Annotated in this window: 11 protein-coding genes and 1 pseudogene; 8 read left to right on the plus strand and 4 right to left on the minus strand. The window is 68.6% G+C overall.

Features of this window, described 5'->3' with window-relative positions; all coding sequences use genetic code 11:
* Positions 1 to 5: 5 nt before the first annotated feature.
* Positions 6 to 1184: an epoxide hydrolase family protein gene (locus ACXJLU_RS09660; RefSeq protein ID WP_457330275.1), complete on the minus strand. Its 1179-nt coding sequence runs from the start codon at positions 1182 to 1184 to the stop codon at positions 6 to 8.
* Between the two features lie 162 nt (positions 1185 to 1346).
* Between ACXJLU_RS09660 and ACXJLU_RS09665 the strand changes: the two genes are divergently transcribed.
* The 8 genes from ACXJLU_RS09665 (at position 1347) to ACXJLU_RS09700 (ending at position 10091) form a co-directional block, all read left to right on the plus strand.
* Entirely contained in the window at positions 1347 to 2960 is a 1614-nt protein-coding gene (locus ACXJLU_RS09665; protein ID WP_457330277.1) for an ABC transporter substrate-binding protein, read from the plus strand.
* 34 nt (positions 2961 to 2994) lie between these two features.
* Positions 2995 to 3972 carry an ABC transporter permease gene (locus tag ACXJLU_RS09670; protein ID WP_457330279.1) on the plus strand — a complete coding sequence of 326 codons (978 nt, stop codon included), beginning with the start codon at positions 2995 to 2997 and terminating at the stop codon, positions 3970 to 3972.
* Positions 3969 to 4880 carry an ABC transporter permease gene (locus ACXJLU_RS09675; RefSeq protein ID WP_457330281.1) on the plus strand — a complete coding sequence of 304 codons (912 nt, stop codon included), beginning with the start codon at positions 3969 to 3971 and terminating at the stop codon, positions 4878 to 4880. Before ACXJLU_RS09670 ends, ACXJLU_RS09675 begins: the two co-directional genes overlap by 4 nt.
* Before the next feature lie 4 nt (positions 4881 to 4884).
* Positions 4885 to 5856, plus strand: coding sequence for an ABC transporter ATP-binding protein (locus ACXJLU_RS09680; protein ID WP_457330283.1), 972 nt, complete (start codon positions 4885 to 4887; stop codon positions 5854 to 5856).
* Positions 5857 to 5863: 7 nt separating this feature from the next.
* Positions 5864 to 6898, plus strand: coding sequence for an ABC transporter ATP-binding protein (locus ACXJLU_RS09685; protein ID WP_457330285.1), 1035 nt, complete (start codon positions 5864 to 5866; stop codon positions 6896 to 6898).
* On the plus strand, positions 6895 to 7779 hold the full coding sequence (locus tag ACXJLU_RS09690; protein WP_457330286.1) for an N-formylglutamate amidohydrolase: 885 nt from the start codon (positions 6895 to 6897) through the stop codon (positions 7777 to 7779). The genes ACXJLU_RS09685 and ACXJLU_RS09690 overlap by 4 nt, the downstream gene beginning before the upstream one ends.
* Complete coding sequence (locus ACXJLU_RS09695) at positions 7776 to 8981, plus strand: M20 aminoacylase family protein (RefSeq protein WP_457330288.1); 1206 nt, start codon at positions 7776 to 7778, stop codon at positions 8979 to 8981. The genes ACXJLU_RS09690 and ACXJLU_RS09695 overlap by 4 nt, the downstream gene beginning before the upstream one ends.
* Positions 8982 to 9122: 141 nt before the next feature.
* Entirely contained in the window at positions 9123 to 10091 is a 969-nt protein-coding gene (locus tag ACXJLU_RS09700; RefSeq protein ID WP_457330290.1) for a glycosyltransferase family 2 protein, read from the plus strand.
* Between the two features lie 6 nt (positions 10092 to 10097).
* On the opposite strand, the gene ACXJLU_RS09705 is transcribed toward ACXJLU_RS09700, so the two are convergent.
* From ACXJLU_RS09705 to ACXJLU_RS09715, 3 genes and pseudogenes are all read right to left on the minus strand, one after another.
* Positions 10098 to 13223, minus strand: a complete 3126-nt coding sequence (locus ACXJLU_RS09705) for an efflux RND transporter permease subunit (RefSeq protein WP_457330292.1) — start codon at positions 13221 to 13223, stop codon at positions 10098 to 10100.
* Positions 13223 to 14578: pseudogene (locus ACXJLU_RS09710) on the minus strand (efflux RND transporter periplasmic adaptor subunit); the annotation flags it as partial. The gene ACXJLU_RS09705 and the pseudogene ACXJLU_RS09710, both read right to left, overlap by 1 nt.
* Positions 14575 to 15882, minus strand: coding sequence for a TolC family protein (locus ACXJLU_RS09715; protein ID WP_457330294.1), 1308 nt, complete (start codon positions 15880 to 15882; stop codon positions 14575 to 14577). The gene ACXJLU_RS09715 and the pseudogene ACXJLU_RS09710, both read right to left, overlap by 4 nt.
* Positions 15883 to 15951: the final 69 nt, after the last annotated feature.

The following is a 15951-nucleotide window of genomic DNA, read 5'->3' on the forward strand; positions in this document are numbered from 1 at the left end:
CTTCTTCAGTGATCGTTCCTTCTGTGGGGGACATCCTGTTGCGCCTGCAGTCCGACGAAGAAGCGGCGCAGGTCATCGGCGACGAGGTCGGGGTCGGTCTCGCTGGCGAAGTGGCCACCGCGCGGCATCTCGGTCCACTGTAGCAGCCGGGTGTGGGAACGGGCCACGAAGCGGCGGACCGAGCGGAAGTCGTTCGGGAACACGGCCACGGCGGTCGGCGTGGGGTTGGGCAGTTCACGGTAGCCGGCACCGCTGGCGGCGTTGGCCAGGTAGAACTCCGCGGCCTGGCCGCCGGTGGCGGTGAACCAGTACAGCGACACATGCGTCAGGAAGCGATCGCGGTCGACCTCGGCGATGCGCTCGCCTTCGAAGCCGAAGAACAGCTCGGCATTCCACGACAGCAGCGCGGCCGGCGAATCGACCAGCCCGTAGGCCAGCGTGCCGGGGCGCTTGGACTGGATGTCGACGTAGCCGGCGTACTTGCGGAAGTGGTCGAGGCCCTTGAACCCTTCCATCTCGAACGCGGACAGCCCGTCCATCTCGCCGGGGCTGCCATTGGGGAAGGCGAAGACCTGCTGCAGGTGGACGCCGGCCAGGCCCTCGGGCGCGAGGATGCCCAGCTCGCGCGCAATCAGCGCGCCCACGTCGCCGCCTTGCGCGCCATAGCGGGTGTAGCCCAGCCGCGCCATCAGCGTGTCCCAGGCGGCCGCGGTGCGGGCCGCGTCCCAACCGGTGCCGGCCAGCGGCGACGACAGCCCCATGCCCGGCACCGACGGGATCACCAGGTCGAACGCGATCGAGGCATCGAGGCCATGGCTGCGCGGGTCGGTGAGCGGGCCGATCAGGTCCAGGTACTCGGCCGGGGAACTGGGCCAGCCGTGCGTCAGGATCAACGGGAAGGCCTCGGGCTCCTTCGACTTCACGTGGATGAAATGGAGGGTCTGGCCGTCGATTTCGGTGATGAACTGGGGATGGCTGTTCAACCGCGCCTCCTGGGCGCGCCAGTCGAACCCGTCGGCCCAGTAAGCGGCCAGCTCGCGCACCAACGCCAGCGACTGGCCATGGCCGAAGCCCGGGTCCACCGGTTGCGGCCAGCGCGTGGCCGCGAGGCGGCGCTGCAGGTCGAGGATCTGCGCTTGCGCGATGTCGATGCGGAACGGGCGGATCGTCGTGTTCGTCGTCATCATGGCTCCTGGCGGTGATCGGTGGTGAGGGCTTCACTGTCTCGCAACGCCGCCCGGCGATCTTGTAGAAAACCGACGCTGCAGGTAGTCCCCACAATTGCCGCCTGGATCGCTTCTTGCTACCGTCTTCAGCTTCACTGAACACGGACTGCAGAGCATCACATGCCAGGAAGTATTTCCCTCGAGCCCGTCGGCCGATCCCTGCTGGCCGCCGCTGTCATCGCTGCCGGCGTCTCTCTCTCCAGCGCCGCCGCAGCGCGCGACCTCGTGGTGGCGCTGAAGACCGAGCCCACGTCGATGGACCCGCAGTACCACGCGCTGACGCCGAACATCCAGCTGTCGCAGACGCTGTTCGAACCGCTCGTCTGCGTCGATGCCGACCTGAAGCCCGAGCCCTGCCTCGCCGAATCCTGGAAGGCCGACGGCAAGGTCTGGACCTTCAAGCTGCGGCCGAACGTCAAGTTCTCCGATGGCAGCCCGATGACCTCGGCCGACGTGCTGTTCACGATGGACCGCGTGCCCAAGGTGCCCAACAGCCCGTCGTCGTTCAAGGTCTACCTGCAGAAGGTCGAGAAGATCGAGGCCCCCGATCCGCTGACGGTGCGCATCACGACGACCGAGCCGTACCCGCTGCTCGCGATCAACATGGTCGGACTGCCCATCATGTCGGCCAAGGCCGCCGCCGGCTCGGCCCCCGAAGGCAAGACCACCACCGAGCTGAACGCCGGCAACGGCCTGGTGGGCACCGGCCCGTACAAGTTCGTCTCGTGGAAGCGCGGCTCCGAGGTCATCTTCGAGCGCAACCCCCACTACTGGGGCAAGGCACCGGCCTGGGACAAGGTCATCTACCGCCCGATCAGCAACCCGGCCGCGCGCGTCGCCGCGCTGCTGGCGGGTGACGTCGACCTCGCCGAAGATCCGCCGACCGATGACCTGGAGCGCCTGCGCAAGGAGCCCAAGCTGACGGTGGAGACCAAGGCATCCAACCGCATCATCTACGTGGCGCTCGACCAGAACGGCGACACCACGCCGGGCATCACCGCCACTGCCGGTGGCCCCATCGGCAAGAACCCGCTGCTCGACAAGCGCGTGCGCGAAGCGCTGTCGCTCGCCGTCGACCGCTCGGCGCTGGTCTCGCGCACGATGGGCGGCGTGGCATCGCCGGCCGCGCAGCTGCTGCCGTACCCGATGTTCGGTGCGAGCAAGAACCTCGTCACCGCCGCCAAGCCCGATCCCGAGAAGGCCAAGGCGCTGCTGAAGGAGGCCGGCTACCCGGACGGCTTCACGCTGGTGCTGGGCACGCCGAACGGGCGCTACATCAACGACAGCAAGGTCGCGCAGACGCTGGCCGCCATGTGGACGCGCATCGGCGTGAAGACATCTATCGATGCCAACGCGCCGGCCGTGTTCTTCAAGAACCGCGACACCTACACCTACAGCGCCTACCTGGCCGGCTGGGGCACCGCGACCGGCGAGATGTCGAACACGCTGATCGCGCTGCTGGTCACGCCGGACAAGGACAAGGGCCTGGGCACCACCAACCGTGCCCGCTACTCCAACCCCGCGATGGACAAGCTGGTGGCCGAAGCCTCGTCGCAGATGGACGATGCCGCACGCGCCGCGACGCTGGCCAAGGCCAGCGAGCTGGCGATGGCCGATTTCGCGATGCTGCCGATCCACTTCGAGCACTCGGTGTGGGCGATGAAGAAGAACGTCAGCTTCAAGGGCCGCGCCGACCAGCAGACGATGGTCCAGTACGCGGTGCCGGCCAGGTAATCAGCATGCACACAGGGCAGTACCGGGCACGCTGATGTCGGCTTTCATCATCCGCCGCCTGCTGCAGGCGGTGCTCGTCATGGCGGTCATGTCGGGCCTGGTCTTCGTCGGCCTCTACGTCGTCGGCGACCCGGTCTCGATGATGGCCAGCGCCGAGGCCACCGAGCAGGACCGCGCCGAGATCCGCGCCAGCTTCGGCCTCGACAAGCCGCTGTGGCAGCAGTACGGCATCTTCATGTCGCATGCGCTGCGGCTCGATTTCGGCAAGAGCTTCCTGACCGGGCAATCGGCGATGGGCCTGATCCTGGAGCGCATGCCGGCCACGCTGGAGCTCGCGCTGGTGTCGATGGGCCTGTCGGTGCTGATCGGCATCCCGTTGGGCATCTGGGCGGGCCTGCGGCCGCAGGCGCTCAGCACGCGCGGCATCATGGCCGGCTCGGTGCTCGGCTTCTCGCTGCCCAACTTCTGGGTCGGGCTGATGCTGATCATGGTGTTCGCGGTGCAGCTCGGCTGGCTGCCGGCCAGCGGGCGCGGGGCCACGGTGCACCTGGGGCCGCTCGACCTCAGCGTGCTGACGCTCGACGGCTGGTCGCGCCTGCTGCTGCCGGCGGTGACGATCGCGCTCGCGAAGACCGCGCTGATCATCCGCGTGACACGCGCCGCCACCCGCGAGGCGCTGCCGATGGACTACATCAAGTTCGCGCGCGCCAAGGGCCTGGGCTGGGGCCGCATCCTGCGCGTGCACCTGCTGAAGAACATCATGGTGCCGATCGTCACGGTCGGCGGGCTGGAGTTCGGCCAGGTGGTCGCGTTCGCGGTGGTCACCGAGACGATCTTCGCGTGGCCCGGCATGGGCAAGCTGCTGCTCGATTCGATCATCACGCTCGACCGGCCGGTGGTCGTCGCCTACCTGATCCTGATCGTGTTCTTCCTCGTGATGCTGAACCTCGTGGTGGACGTTCTCTATTCGGTGCTCGACCCGCGCGTGCGGCTGCAAGGGGCGAAGGCATGACGGTCGATGTGCTGTTGACTGCATTGCCGCCGCCCGAGACGCCGTGGCAGCGCCTGCGCCGCGAGTTCATGGCCGACCGCCTGGCGATGTTCGGCCTGGTGCTGCTGGTGCTCGCGCTGTTCGCCGCGGTGTTCGCGCCGTGGATCTCGCCGCAGAACCCGTACGACATCGGCAAGCTCGACATCTTCGACTCGAAGCTGCCGCCCGGCAGCCGCGATGCCGCCGGCACGATGACCTACTGGCTGGGCACCGACGGCCAGGCGCGCGACCTGCTGTCGGCCATCCTCTACGGGCTGCGCACCAGCCTGCTGGTGGGCGGCGTCTCGGTCGCGGCGGCGTTGGCCATCGGCAGCGCGGTCGGGCTGGCGGCGGCCTATTTCGGCGGGTGGATCGACGCGCTGCTGATGCGCATCGTCGACATCCAGCTGTCGTTCCCGGCGATCCTGGTCGCGCTGATCCTGCTGGCCATCCTCGGCAAGGGCGTCGACAAGGTGATCCTCGCGCTCGTCATCGTGCAATGGGCGTATTTCGCGCGGGCCGCGCGCGGCGCCGCGCTGGTCGAGCGCGCGAAGGAATACATCGAGGCCGCGCAATGCATGTCGCTCGGCTGGCCGCGCGTGCTGCTGCGCCACATGCTGCCCAACTGCCTGCCGCCGCTGATCGTGATCGCCACCATCGACCTGGCGCATGCGATTGCGCTGGAGTCGACGCTGTCGTTCCTCGGCGTCGGCGTGCCGGTGACCGAGCCGTCGCTCGGCATGCTGATCGCCAACGGCTACGAGTTCCTGCTGTCGGGCAACTACTGGATCTCGTTCTTTCCCGGCATCGCGCTGGCGCTGGCGATCGTCGGCATCAACCTGGTGGGCGACCACCTGCGCGACATCCTGAACCCGCGCAACGCGCATTGACAAGATGACCGTCCTCGACGTCCAGGGCCTGCAGACCCATTTCTTCACGCATGGCGGCGTGGTGAAGGCGGTCGATGGCGTCGACCTGCGAATCGAGGCCGGCGAGATCCTCGGGCTGGTCGGCGAATCGGGTTCGGGCAAGAGCATCACCGGCTTCTCGATCCTCGGGCTGATCGACCCGCCCGGGCGCATCGTCGGCGGGCACATCCGCTACCTCGGCGAGGAGTTGGTGGGAGCGCCCGAGCGCCGGCTGCAGGCGCTGCGCGGCAAGGAGATCGCGATGATCTTCCAGGACCCGATGATGACGCTGAACCCGGTGCTGCGCGTCGACACGCAGATGGTCGAGGCGATCCACGCGCACGAGAAGGTGACGGCGAAGGCGGCGCTCGCGCGGGCCCGCGACGCGCTCGCGATGGTCGGCATCCCGTCGCCCGACGAGCGGCTGCAGGCCTACCCGCACCAGCTCTCGGGCGGCATGCGCCAGCGCGTGGCGATCGCGATCGCGCTGCTGAACCACCCGCGGCTGTTGATCGCCGACGAGCCGACGACCGCGCTCGACGTGACGATCCAGGCGCAGATCCTGTACGAGGTGCAGAAGCTGTGCCGCGAGACCGGCACCGCGATGATGTGGATCACGCACGACCTGGCAGTCGTGTCTGGCCTGGCCGACCGCCTGGCGGTGATGTATGCCGGCCGCATCGTCGAGAGCGGCGCGACGGCCGACGTGATCGGCAACCCTTCTCACCCGTACACGCGCGGCCTGATCGATTCGATCCCGACGCGTGCCACGCATGGCACCTTGCTGCGGCAGATCCCGGGCATGACGCCGTCGCTGCTGAACCTGCCGCAGGGCTGCGCCTTCCGGCCCCGCTGCGGCCATGCGACCGACGCGTGCCTGGTGGTGCCGCAGGCCTCTCCCGGGCCTGAGGGCAAGACGGTGCGCTGCTGGAACATGCTGACGCCCGAGCCGGCCTGAGGAGCGCATGGACACCGTTCTCGAACCTACTCCTGTGAGCACCGCCGCGCCGCTGCTGCAGCTGCGCGGCGTCTCGAAGCGCTTCGTGCAAGACATCGATCTCGCAGGCCGCATCGCGAACCTGCTGGGGGCCGGCCACCGCGCCTCGGTGGTGCACGCCGTGGCCGATGTCGACCTGGAGATCCGGCCTGGCGAAGTGATCGGCGTGGTCGGCGAATCCGGCTGTGGCAAGTCGACGCTGGGCCGCGTGGTCGCCGGCATCACGCCGCCGACCGAGGGCAGCGTCAGCTTCCTCGGCAAGCCGGTGGCCGCGATGGACGCCACCGAGCGCCGCGCCTGGGGGCTGGGCGTGCAGATGATCTTCCAGAACCCGATGGCCTCGCTGAACCCGCGCATGCGGGTGATGGACATCGTCGGCGAGGCGCCGGTGGTGCATGGGTTGGTGAAGGCGGCGCAGAAGGTGGAATACGTCGAGAGCCTGATGCGCCAGGTGGGGCTCGACCCCGGCTATGCGCAGCGCTATCCGCACCAGTTCTCGGGCGGGCAGCGGCAGCGCATCGGCATCGCGCGCGCGCTTGCCCTGAAGCCGCGGCTGATCGTCTGCGACGAGGCGGTGGCGGCGCTCGATGTGTCGATCCAGGCGCAGGTGCTGAACCTGTTCCTCGAGCTGCGCCGCGAGTTCGAGCTGACCTACCTCTTCATCAGCCACAACCTGGGCGTGGTGGGGCACGTGTCGGACCGCGTCGTGATCATGTACCTGGGCCGCATCGTCGAGGTCGCGCCCACCGAGACGATCTTCAGCGCGCCCAACCACCCCTACACGCAGGCGCTGCTGGCCGAGCTGCCGACGCTGGACACCACGCGCCGCGCCTACCTGCCCATCCAGGGCGAACTGCCATCGCCGCTGGCGCCGCCCCCGGGTTGCGCCTTCCATCCGCGCTGCCCGCATGCGATGCCGCGCTGCAAGGTCGAGGCGCCGGTGCTGCGCACGCTGCTGACGGGCCACACCAGCGCGTGCCACCTCAACGATCCCACGCCATGACAACCGTCCTTCAAAGCGTCCCGACGCCGTTCCCGCCCTTCACGCTGCGCCTGCCCGAGGGCGAACCGGTGCCGCTGGTCTGCGACTCGCCGCACAGCGGCGTGCTGTACCCCGACGACTTCGGCCACGTCGTGCCCTTCGATCAGCTGCGCGGCGCCGAAGACACCGACGTGCACGTGCTGTGGCAGGCGCTGCCTTCGGTCGGTGCCACGCTGCTGGCGGCGGATTTCCCGCGCGCCTACATCGATCCGAACCGCGACATCGACGACATCGACCCCGAGATGCTGGCTGAGCCCTGGCCCACGCCGCTGCACCCCAGCGAGAAGACGCGCCTGGGCATCGGCCTGATCTGGCGCGATGCGGGCAAGAGCGGCAAGTGGCCGATCTACGCACGCAAGCTGCCGGTGGCCGAGGTGCAGCAGCGCATCGCCACGTACCACGCGCCGTACCACGCCGCGATGCGCGAGCAGATCCAGGCCGCCCATGCGCGCTTCGGCGCGGTATGGCACCTGAACCTGCACTCGATGCCCGCCGATTCGTACGAGGGCTTGCAGATCCAGAGCGACCATCCGCTCGCCGACTTCGTGCTGGGCGACCGCGACGGCACCACGGCATCGCCCGAGTTCACCGCGCTGGTGGCCGAGGCGCTGCGCCGGCGCGGTTTCAGCGTGGCGCTGAACGACCCGTTCAAGGGCGTCGCGCTGATCGCACGGCTGGGCCGACCCGCCGAGCGCCGCCACAGCTTGCAGGTGGAGATCCACCGCGGGCTTTACATGAACGAGACCACGCGCGAGCGCAGTGCCGGCTTCCCCGCCTTGCAGAATGCGCTCACCGCCGTCTCCCGAGAGATTGCCGACTACGTGAAGGATCAAGTGACATGACGCTCATCGCCGAGATCGAAGACAAGCACGCCGAGTTCACCGCGCTGCGCCGCGACATCCACGCGCACCCCGAGCTCGCCTTCAAGGAAACGCGCACCTCCGACCTGGTGGCCGAGCGCCTGGCCGCGTGGGGCATCGAGGTGCACCGCGGCCTCGGCCAGACCGGCGTGGTGGGCGTGCTGCACGGCACGCGCGGCGCCGGCGAGCGCGCGATCGGCCTGCGTGCCGACATGGATGCGCTGCCGATGCCGGAGCACAACCGCTTCCTGCACGCTTCGACGGCGCCGGGGCGCATGCACGGCTGCGGGCACGACGGTCACACCGCGATGCTGCTGGGCGCGGCGCACTACCTGGCTACGCACCGCGATTTCGAGGGCACGGTGAATTTCATCTTCCAGCCGGCGGAGGAGGGCGGCAACGCCGGCGCCAAGGCGATGATGGACGACGGGCTGTTCACCCGCTTCCCGTGCGAGGAGATCTACGGCATCCACAACATGCCGGGTTTCGAGGCGGGGCATTTCGCGTTCCGCAAGGGGCCGACGATGGCGTCGAGCAACCGCTTCGACATCATCGTGCGCGGCACCGGCGGGCATGCGGCGCAGCCGCACAAGGCGGTCGACACGATCGTGATCGCGGCCGAGATGGTCGGCGCGCTGCAGACGCTGATCTCGCGCCACAAGAACCCGATCGACGTGGCGGTGGTGAGCGTGACGCAGATCCATGCCGGCGATGCCTACAACGTGCTGCCGGGCGAGGCGGTGATCCGCGGCACGGTGCGCACCTTCAGCACCGAGGTGCTGGACGAGATCGAGGCCAACATGCGCCGCATGGCCGAGCTGCTGCCGCAGGTGCATGGCGGCACCGGCGAGCTGAAGTTCCACCGCGCCTACCCGCCGCTGGTGAACTGGGACGCGCAGACCGATTTCGCGATGAAGGTGGCGCAGGACACCTTCGGCGCCGACAAGGTCGACGGCAACACGCCGCAGCACGGTGGCGCCGAGGATTTCTCGTTCTACCTGCAGAAGGTGCCGGGCACCTACCTGTTCGTCGGCAACGGCGGCGGGGGGCACCGCGAGGCCACGTACCACGGCATGGGGCCGTGCGAGCTGCACAACCCGAACTACGACTTCAACGATGCGCTGCTGCCGGTGGGCGGGACGTATTGGGTGCGGTTGGTGGAGGCGTTCTTCGCGCGGGGGTGAGCGGAAATTGCAGCCTGCGACCTCGATTCCTGACAATTATCGATAATCGAGTTCGGCCGATTGAAATCGGCCACGTCGACAATTAATCTACTGCTCAGCCTGAGCCCACACGATCAGGTGTCAGCCCTTGGGAGGGATGCAATGAGCAGCAAGACGGTTGATCGCCGGTTCGATGACGTGGCCGTGTTCGCTCGGGAGAGCAACGGCCTGACCGCCAAGGTTTCCGTCGTGATCCCCACCTACAACCGGGCCGAGGACGTGGTGCGCGCGGCGCGTTCCGCGCTGGCCCAGACGCTGCCGCCGCACCAGGTCATCGTGGTCGACGACGGCTCCACCGACAACACGGCTGAGCTGGTGCGCGCGCTGCCGGAGCCGGTGCTGTACATCCCCAAGCCCAACGGTGGTGTGTCCAGCGCACGAAACACGGCGTTCCCGCAGGTGACCGGCGACTACGTGGCGCTGCTCGATTCGGATGACCACTGGGATCCGCGCTGGCTGGAGACGGCGGTGAACAGCATCGAAGCGGTGCCCGGCGCCGGCGCGGCCTGCTGCACCCGCGCGCGCGGCGTGCGCCCCGACGGCTCGGAGATCGGCATCGCGCCGCCCAAGCCCGGGGTGGTGAACGGCATGCTGCGCCTGCCCGACCTGCTGATGGGGGGCATGATGGRCTCCAACGTCGTGCTGCGCACCGAGGCGCGCAATGCAGCGGGCGACTTCGACACCACGTTGAAGACCGGCGAGGACATCGACTTCGCGCTGCGCGTGGCGGTGTCCACCACCGTCGTCGAGGTGGCGCAGCCGCTGGTGAACGTGACCAGCACGCCGGGCTCGCTCAGCAGGAACATCAACACCGGCAACCGCCTGAAGGTGTATGCCAAGTTCGAGCAGGAACATCCGGAGCAGGCCCGCCATTTCGCCAAGGAGTTTCGCGACGCCCGGGTGGCCACCACGCTGGGTTACGCGCGCGACCTGATGTGGGCTCGCCAACTGCCGGCGGCGCGCGAGCGGCTGCGCGAATCGTGGCGCTACCGACCCACGGTGGAGGCCGCCAAGCTGGCAGTCAAGCTGGTCGTGCTCAGTGCGCTGGGGCGTGGGCGCACCCAGGGCTGACTTTCCTCATCGTTCACGCGCGCGCCGCATCAGCAGGTACGCAGCCGGGATCACGAACATCGACAGCAGCGGTGCGGTGATCATCCCGCCCACCATCGGCGCGGCGATGCGCTGCATGACTTCGGAGCCGGTGCCGCTGCCGCCCATGATCGGCAACAGGCCGGCGAGGATGACCGCGACCGTCATCGCCTTCGGTCGCACGCGCAGCACCGCGCCTTCGCGGATCGCGTCGAGCAGGTCGGCCGGGCTCGTCTGGCCGGCGTCGAGGCGATCCTGCCAGGCGTGCTTGAGGTACAGCAGCATGATCACGCCGAACTCGGCCGACACGCCGGCCAGCGCAATGAAGCCCACCGCCCCGGCCACGGACAGGTTGTAGCTGAGCAGGTACAGCAGCCAGATGCCGCCCACCAGCGCGAACGGCAGTGCCGCCATGATCAGCAGCGCCTCGTCGAAGCGCCTGAACGTGAGGTACAGCAGCACGAAGATGATCAGCAAGGTGAACGGCACGACGATCTTCAGCTTGGCCGTGGCGCGTTCGAGGAACTCGAACTGGCCCGACCAGGAGATCGAGTAGCCCGGCGGCAACTTCAGCTCCTTCATCACGGCGCGCTGCATGTCCTGCACGGCACCGCTCAGGTCGCGCCCGCGGATGTCGACGTAGACCCAGCCCGACAGCCGCGCGTTCTCGCTGCGCAGCATCGGCGGGCCGTCGGTGATCCGGATGTCGGCCACATCGGACAGCAGCAGCCGGGCGCCGCGTTCGCTGACGATCGGCAGCGTGCGCAGCTTGTCCAGCGAGTCGCGCAGCTCGCGCGGGTAGCGCACATTGATCGGGAAGCGCTGCAAGCCCTCGACGGTCTCGCCGATGTTTTCGCCTCCCACCGCTGACGAGATGACGGACTGCACGTCCGAGATGTTCATGCCGAAGCGCGCCGCGTCGTCGCGCCGGATGGTGACGTCGACATAGCGACCGCCCGTGAGCCGCTCGGCCAACGCGCTGGTGACACCCGGCACGTCCTTCAGCACGCGCTCGATCTCGCCGGTCAGCCGGTCGATCGTCGCCAGGTCGGTGCCCGCCACCTTCACGCCCACCGGGCTCTTGATGCCGGTGGCCAGCATGTCGATGCGGTTGCGGATCGGCGGCACCCAGATGTTCGAGAGACCGGGCACGCGCACGATGCGGTCCAGCTCCTCGACCAGCTTGTCCTGCGTCATGCCGGCACGCCACTGGTCGCGCGGCTTGAACTGGATCGTCGTCTCGAACATCTCGAGCGGTGCCGGGTCGGTGGCGGTCTCGGCGCGGCCTGCCTTGCCGTAGACGCTGACGACCTCGGGGACGGTCCTGATCAGCCGGTCGGTCTGCTGCAGCAGCTCGGCGGCCTTGCCGGCCGACAGGCCCGGCAGCGCCGAGGGCATGTACAGCAGGTCGCCTTCGTCCAGCCGCGGCATGAACTCGCCGCCGATGTGCTGCATCGGCCACAGGCTGATGACGAGCACGACGGCGGCGCCCGCGATGGTGGCCTTGGGCCAGCGCAGCACCACGTCGAGCAAGGGCCTGTACACCGCGATCAGCAGGCGGTTCAGCGGGTTGCTCCGCTCGTCGGGAATCCTTCCGCGGATCAGGTAGCCCATCAGCACCGGGATCAGGGTCACCGAGAGGCCGGCGGCGGCCGCCATCGCATAGGTCTTGGTGAAGGCGAGCGGCGCGAAGAGCCGCCCCTCCTGGGCTTCCAGCGTGAACACCGGAATGAACGACAGCGTGATGATGAGCAGCGAGAAGAACAGCGCCGGACCGACCTCCGCCGCGGATTCGGCGATCACCCGCCAATGCTCATCGCCCCGCAAGGCCTGGCCGGGGTGCCGGTGCCGCCAGTGCTCGACGTGCTTGTGCGCGTTCTCGATCATCACGACTGCCGCATCCACCATCGCGCCGATCGCGATCGCGATGCCGCCGAGCGACATGATGTTGGCGTTGACGCCCTGGTAGTGCATCACGATGAACGCGGCCAGGATGCCCAACGGAAGCGAGACGATCGCGACGAAGGCCGAACGCAGGTGAAAGAGGAAGATGAAGCACACCACCGCGACGACGATGAATTCCTCGACCAGCTTGTGCGTCAGGTTCTCGACGGCGCGCTCGATCAGGCTGGCCCGGTCGTAGGTCGGGACGATCTCGACGCCCTGGGGCAGGCTGGCCTGCAGCGCCTTGAGCTTGTCCTTGACCGCGGCGATCGTCTCCAGCGCGTTCTTGCCCGAACGCATCACGATCACGCCGCCGACGGCTTCGCCTTCACCGTCGAGTTCGCCGATGCCGCGGCGCATCTCGGGGCCGAGCTGGATGCGCGCCACGTCGCCCAGGCGCACAGACACGCCCGCCTGCGAGGTGGTCAACGGGATCTTGCGGAAGTCGTCCAGCCCCTGCAGGTAGCCGGAGGCGCGCACCATGTACTCGGCTTCACCCAGTTCGAGCACCGATCCGCCGGTCTCCTGGTTGGCCTTCTGGATCGCGTCGACGATCCTGGTGTGCGGGATGCCATAGGCCGCCAGCTTGTCCGGGTCGAGCACGACCTGGTACTGCCGCACCATGCCGCCGACCGAAGCGACCTCGGCCACGTTGGGCACGGTCTTCAGCTCGTACTTCAGGAACCAGTCCTGCAGCGCGCGCAGCTGGCCGGCGTCCTGGGTGCCGCCGCGGTCGACCAGCGCGTACTGGTAGATCCAGCCGACGCCGGTCGCATCCGGTCCGAGCGATGCCTTGGCCTGCGGGGGCAGGCGCGCCTGCACCTGGTTCAGGTACTCGAGCACCCGGGAGCGTGCCCAGTACGGATCGGTACCGTCCTCGAACAGGACATACACGAACGAGTCGCCGAAGAACGAGTAGCCGCGCACCGTCTTCGCGCCGGGCACCGACAGCATCGTCGTCGTCAGCGGGTACGTGACCTGGTTCTCGACGATGCGCGGTGCCTGGCCGGGATAGGTCGTGCGGATGATGACCTGCACGTCCGACAGGTCCGGCAGCGCGTCCAGCGGCGTCTTCGTCACCGCGTGGATGCCCCATGCCGCGGCCATCAGTGTCGCGAGCAGCACCAGGAAGCGGTTCGCGATGGACCAGCGGATGAGCCTGGCGATCATGGCTTGCTCCCCGCTTGGGAGCGCGACTCGACCCCTCTGAGACTCGCCTCGGAGTCGATCAGGAACTGCGACGACACGACCACCCGTTGACCCGCCTGCAAGCCGCGCTTGATCTCGGTCCGGCCACCGCTCTCKATGCCGGCCTCGACGTCGACCGGCCGGAAGCGGCCGTTCTCCTCGGCCAGCATCACGACCGTGCGCTTGCCGGTCTGGATCACTGCTTCGGTCGGTACCAGCAGGCTCTTCTCCGGGTGCATGTCCATGAACTGCATCTGCACGAACATGCCGGGCACCAGGCGGCCTGTCGGGTTCGCGAGCTCCATGCGTGCCTTCAGCGTGCGGGTCGAGGCATTCACCTCGGGCAGGATGGCCTGCACCTTGCCTTCGAAGCGTTCACCGGGCGCCGCGGGGCTCCTGGCCATCACCTTGGCGCCGGGGCGCAGCAGCGCCGATTGGCTTTCGGGGACCTCGGCGTTCGCCCACACGCTCGACAAGCCGTTGATGCGAAACAGCGTCGTGCCGGCCACCACCGTCATGCCTTCCCGCGCCATCAACTCGACGACCACGCCATCGATGGGTGCTGCCAGCGTGATGCGCGGCTGCGTCGTGCCGGTTCTCTCGACCAGGCGGATCTGCTCGTCGCTCATGCCGACCTGGCGCATGCGCTGGCGAGCGCCATCGACCAGCGACGCCAGGTCGGTGCCTTGCATCCGCCGCACCGACAGATATTCTTCCTGCGCCGCAATCCAGTCCGGCACGTACAGCTCGGCCAGCGGCTGCCCCTTGCCGACGCGATCGAGCGTCGCCCGGACATGCAGTCTCTCGACATACCCGGTCGCCCGCGCCTGCACGATCGCCTGGTCGCGCTCGTTGAAGGCGATGCTGCCGACCGCGGAGACCTGCGGTGACAGCAGGCCCTCGGCGACCTGGGCGGTGCGCACACCGAGGTTCTGCTGCACGCGCGGGCTGACGGTGACCTGGCCGGGGTCGCTGCCGCTGTCCGAGTACACCGGCGACATCATCATGTCCATGAACGGCGACTTGCCCGGCTTGTCGAACCTGCTGGCCGGCACCATGGGGTCGTGGTAGTAGAGGATCTTCTTGCCCGTCACCGGGTCGGTGTCGCCGGCCTTCAGGCCGGTCTGCATGTGGCGCCGCGTGGCGTCTTCGCCTTCGGCCGCGCCGGGCGGACTCTCCGGGAGGGCTCCGCCCATGGCGGCGGTTGTGGCTGGGGAGGGCGCCTCACCGGCGCTCATGCCCATGCCGCGCTGCATGCCGAGCACGTACAGGCCGTAGCCGCCGGCGCCGAAGAGCGCGGCCATCGCGAGCGAGATCAAGAGGGGTCTGGTTTTCATGGCGTTCCTCCATGGGCGGCCGGGATGAGGTAGTTCAGCTGCGCCCACAGGCGTGCCGTGTCCATCTCGATGCGCAGCCGATCGATGCGCGTGTCGATCTCGTTGCGGCGCGCTTCCAGCACGGCGGCCAGTGGGCCCGTGCTGCCGCGGTAGGCAGCGACAGCGGCGCGCGTTCGTTCGGTGGCCAACGGGAGGATGGCGCTGTCGTAGCGGGCCAGTCGCTCGCGGTTGCCTTGCCATTCCTGCCACAGGGCCAGCAACTCGGCCACGTGCATGCGCGTGGCTTCCTCGCGCTCGGCGCGCATCTGCTCCAGCGCAGCCAGCTTGGCCGCGACCTCGCGGTCCTGGCGGTTCTTCTGGTCCCACTGGAGGGGAATCGCCAGGTTCACCGACACCATGTTCGAGTAGCCGGGCCCGCGCTGGCTGTACATCAGCTCGACACTCGCATCGGTCTTCTTGTTGGCGCGGGCGACGTCGACCTCGGCCTGGGCCACTTCCTCACGCTTGACCATGACCGCGATGTCGGGGTGGTGCGCGAGGCGCGCCTCGAGTTCGTCCGGATGGAAGCTCACCGTCTCCATCGCCGGTGCCGCGGACAAGGGATCGGTGGCCGCGGCGCCGATCCAGCGCGCGAGCTGTGTCTTGCCCGCGGCGATCTGCTGCTCACTTTGGGCGATGCGGTCTTCGATGAGCGCGACGGCCGCGCGGGCGGCGAACACGTCGGTCTGAGCGCCGCGACCGCCACGATAGGCAGCGTCGGCTGCATCGATCTGCAGCCTGGCCTCGTCGCGCTGGCTGACGAGCACCTCTCGCATGCGCTCCTGATGGAAGCGATCCAACCACGCCACCGCCGTGTCGCGCTGGAGGGTGGTCAGGGCGAGCGCGCGGTTCGCCTCGGCCACTTCAGCCTCGCGCTCGAAGCGGGCTGCCCGGGCGTTCAGCTTGCTGCCTCGCGTGAGCTCCTGCAGGACGCCGATGGAGCGCATGGTCATGAAGTCGCGGGTCGTGCTGAACGAGTCAGGTCCGTTGATCGGCAGGTTGTTGATGCCGGCCTTCAGCGTGGGGTCCGGACGCTGTCCGGCGGCGACCGCCATCTGGCGGGCGGCATCCGCGGCGGCGTCCTGAGCCGGCAACTGCCGGGATCGGGCGCGGGCCAGTTGCTGCGCGGCGTCCAGGGTCAACGCGCCTTCGGCATACACGGGAAGCACCGCGAGACCCAGGGCGACCGCCAGCGATGCGCCGACGAGCTGGCGCCGGACGGACGGGGTCCGTTGGGGTGGGACAAGGAATATGAGACGAAGCATGAGATCTCCGAGCGAACGACGTGGGGTCGAAGCTGCGCTCGTGGGCGAGCGCAGCCTGCGGCCGGGCCG

It is taken from the genome of Rhizobacter sp. P5_C2 (assembly GCF_054049715.1).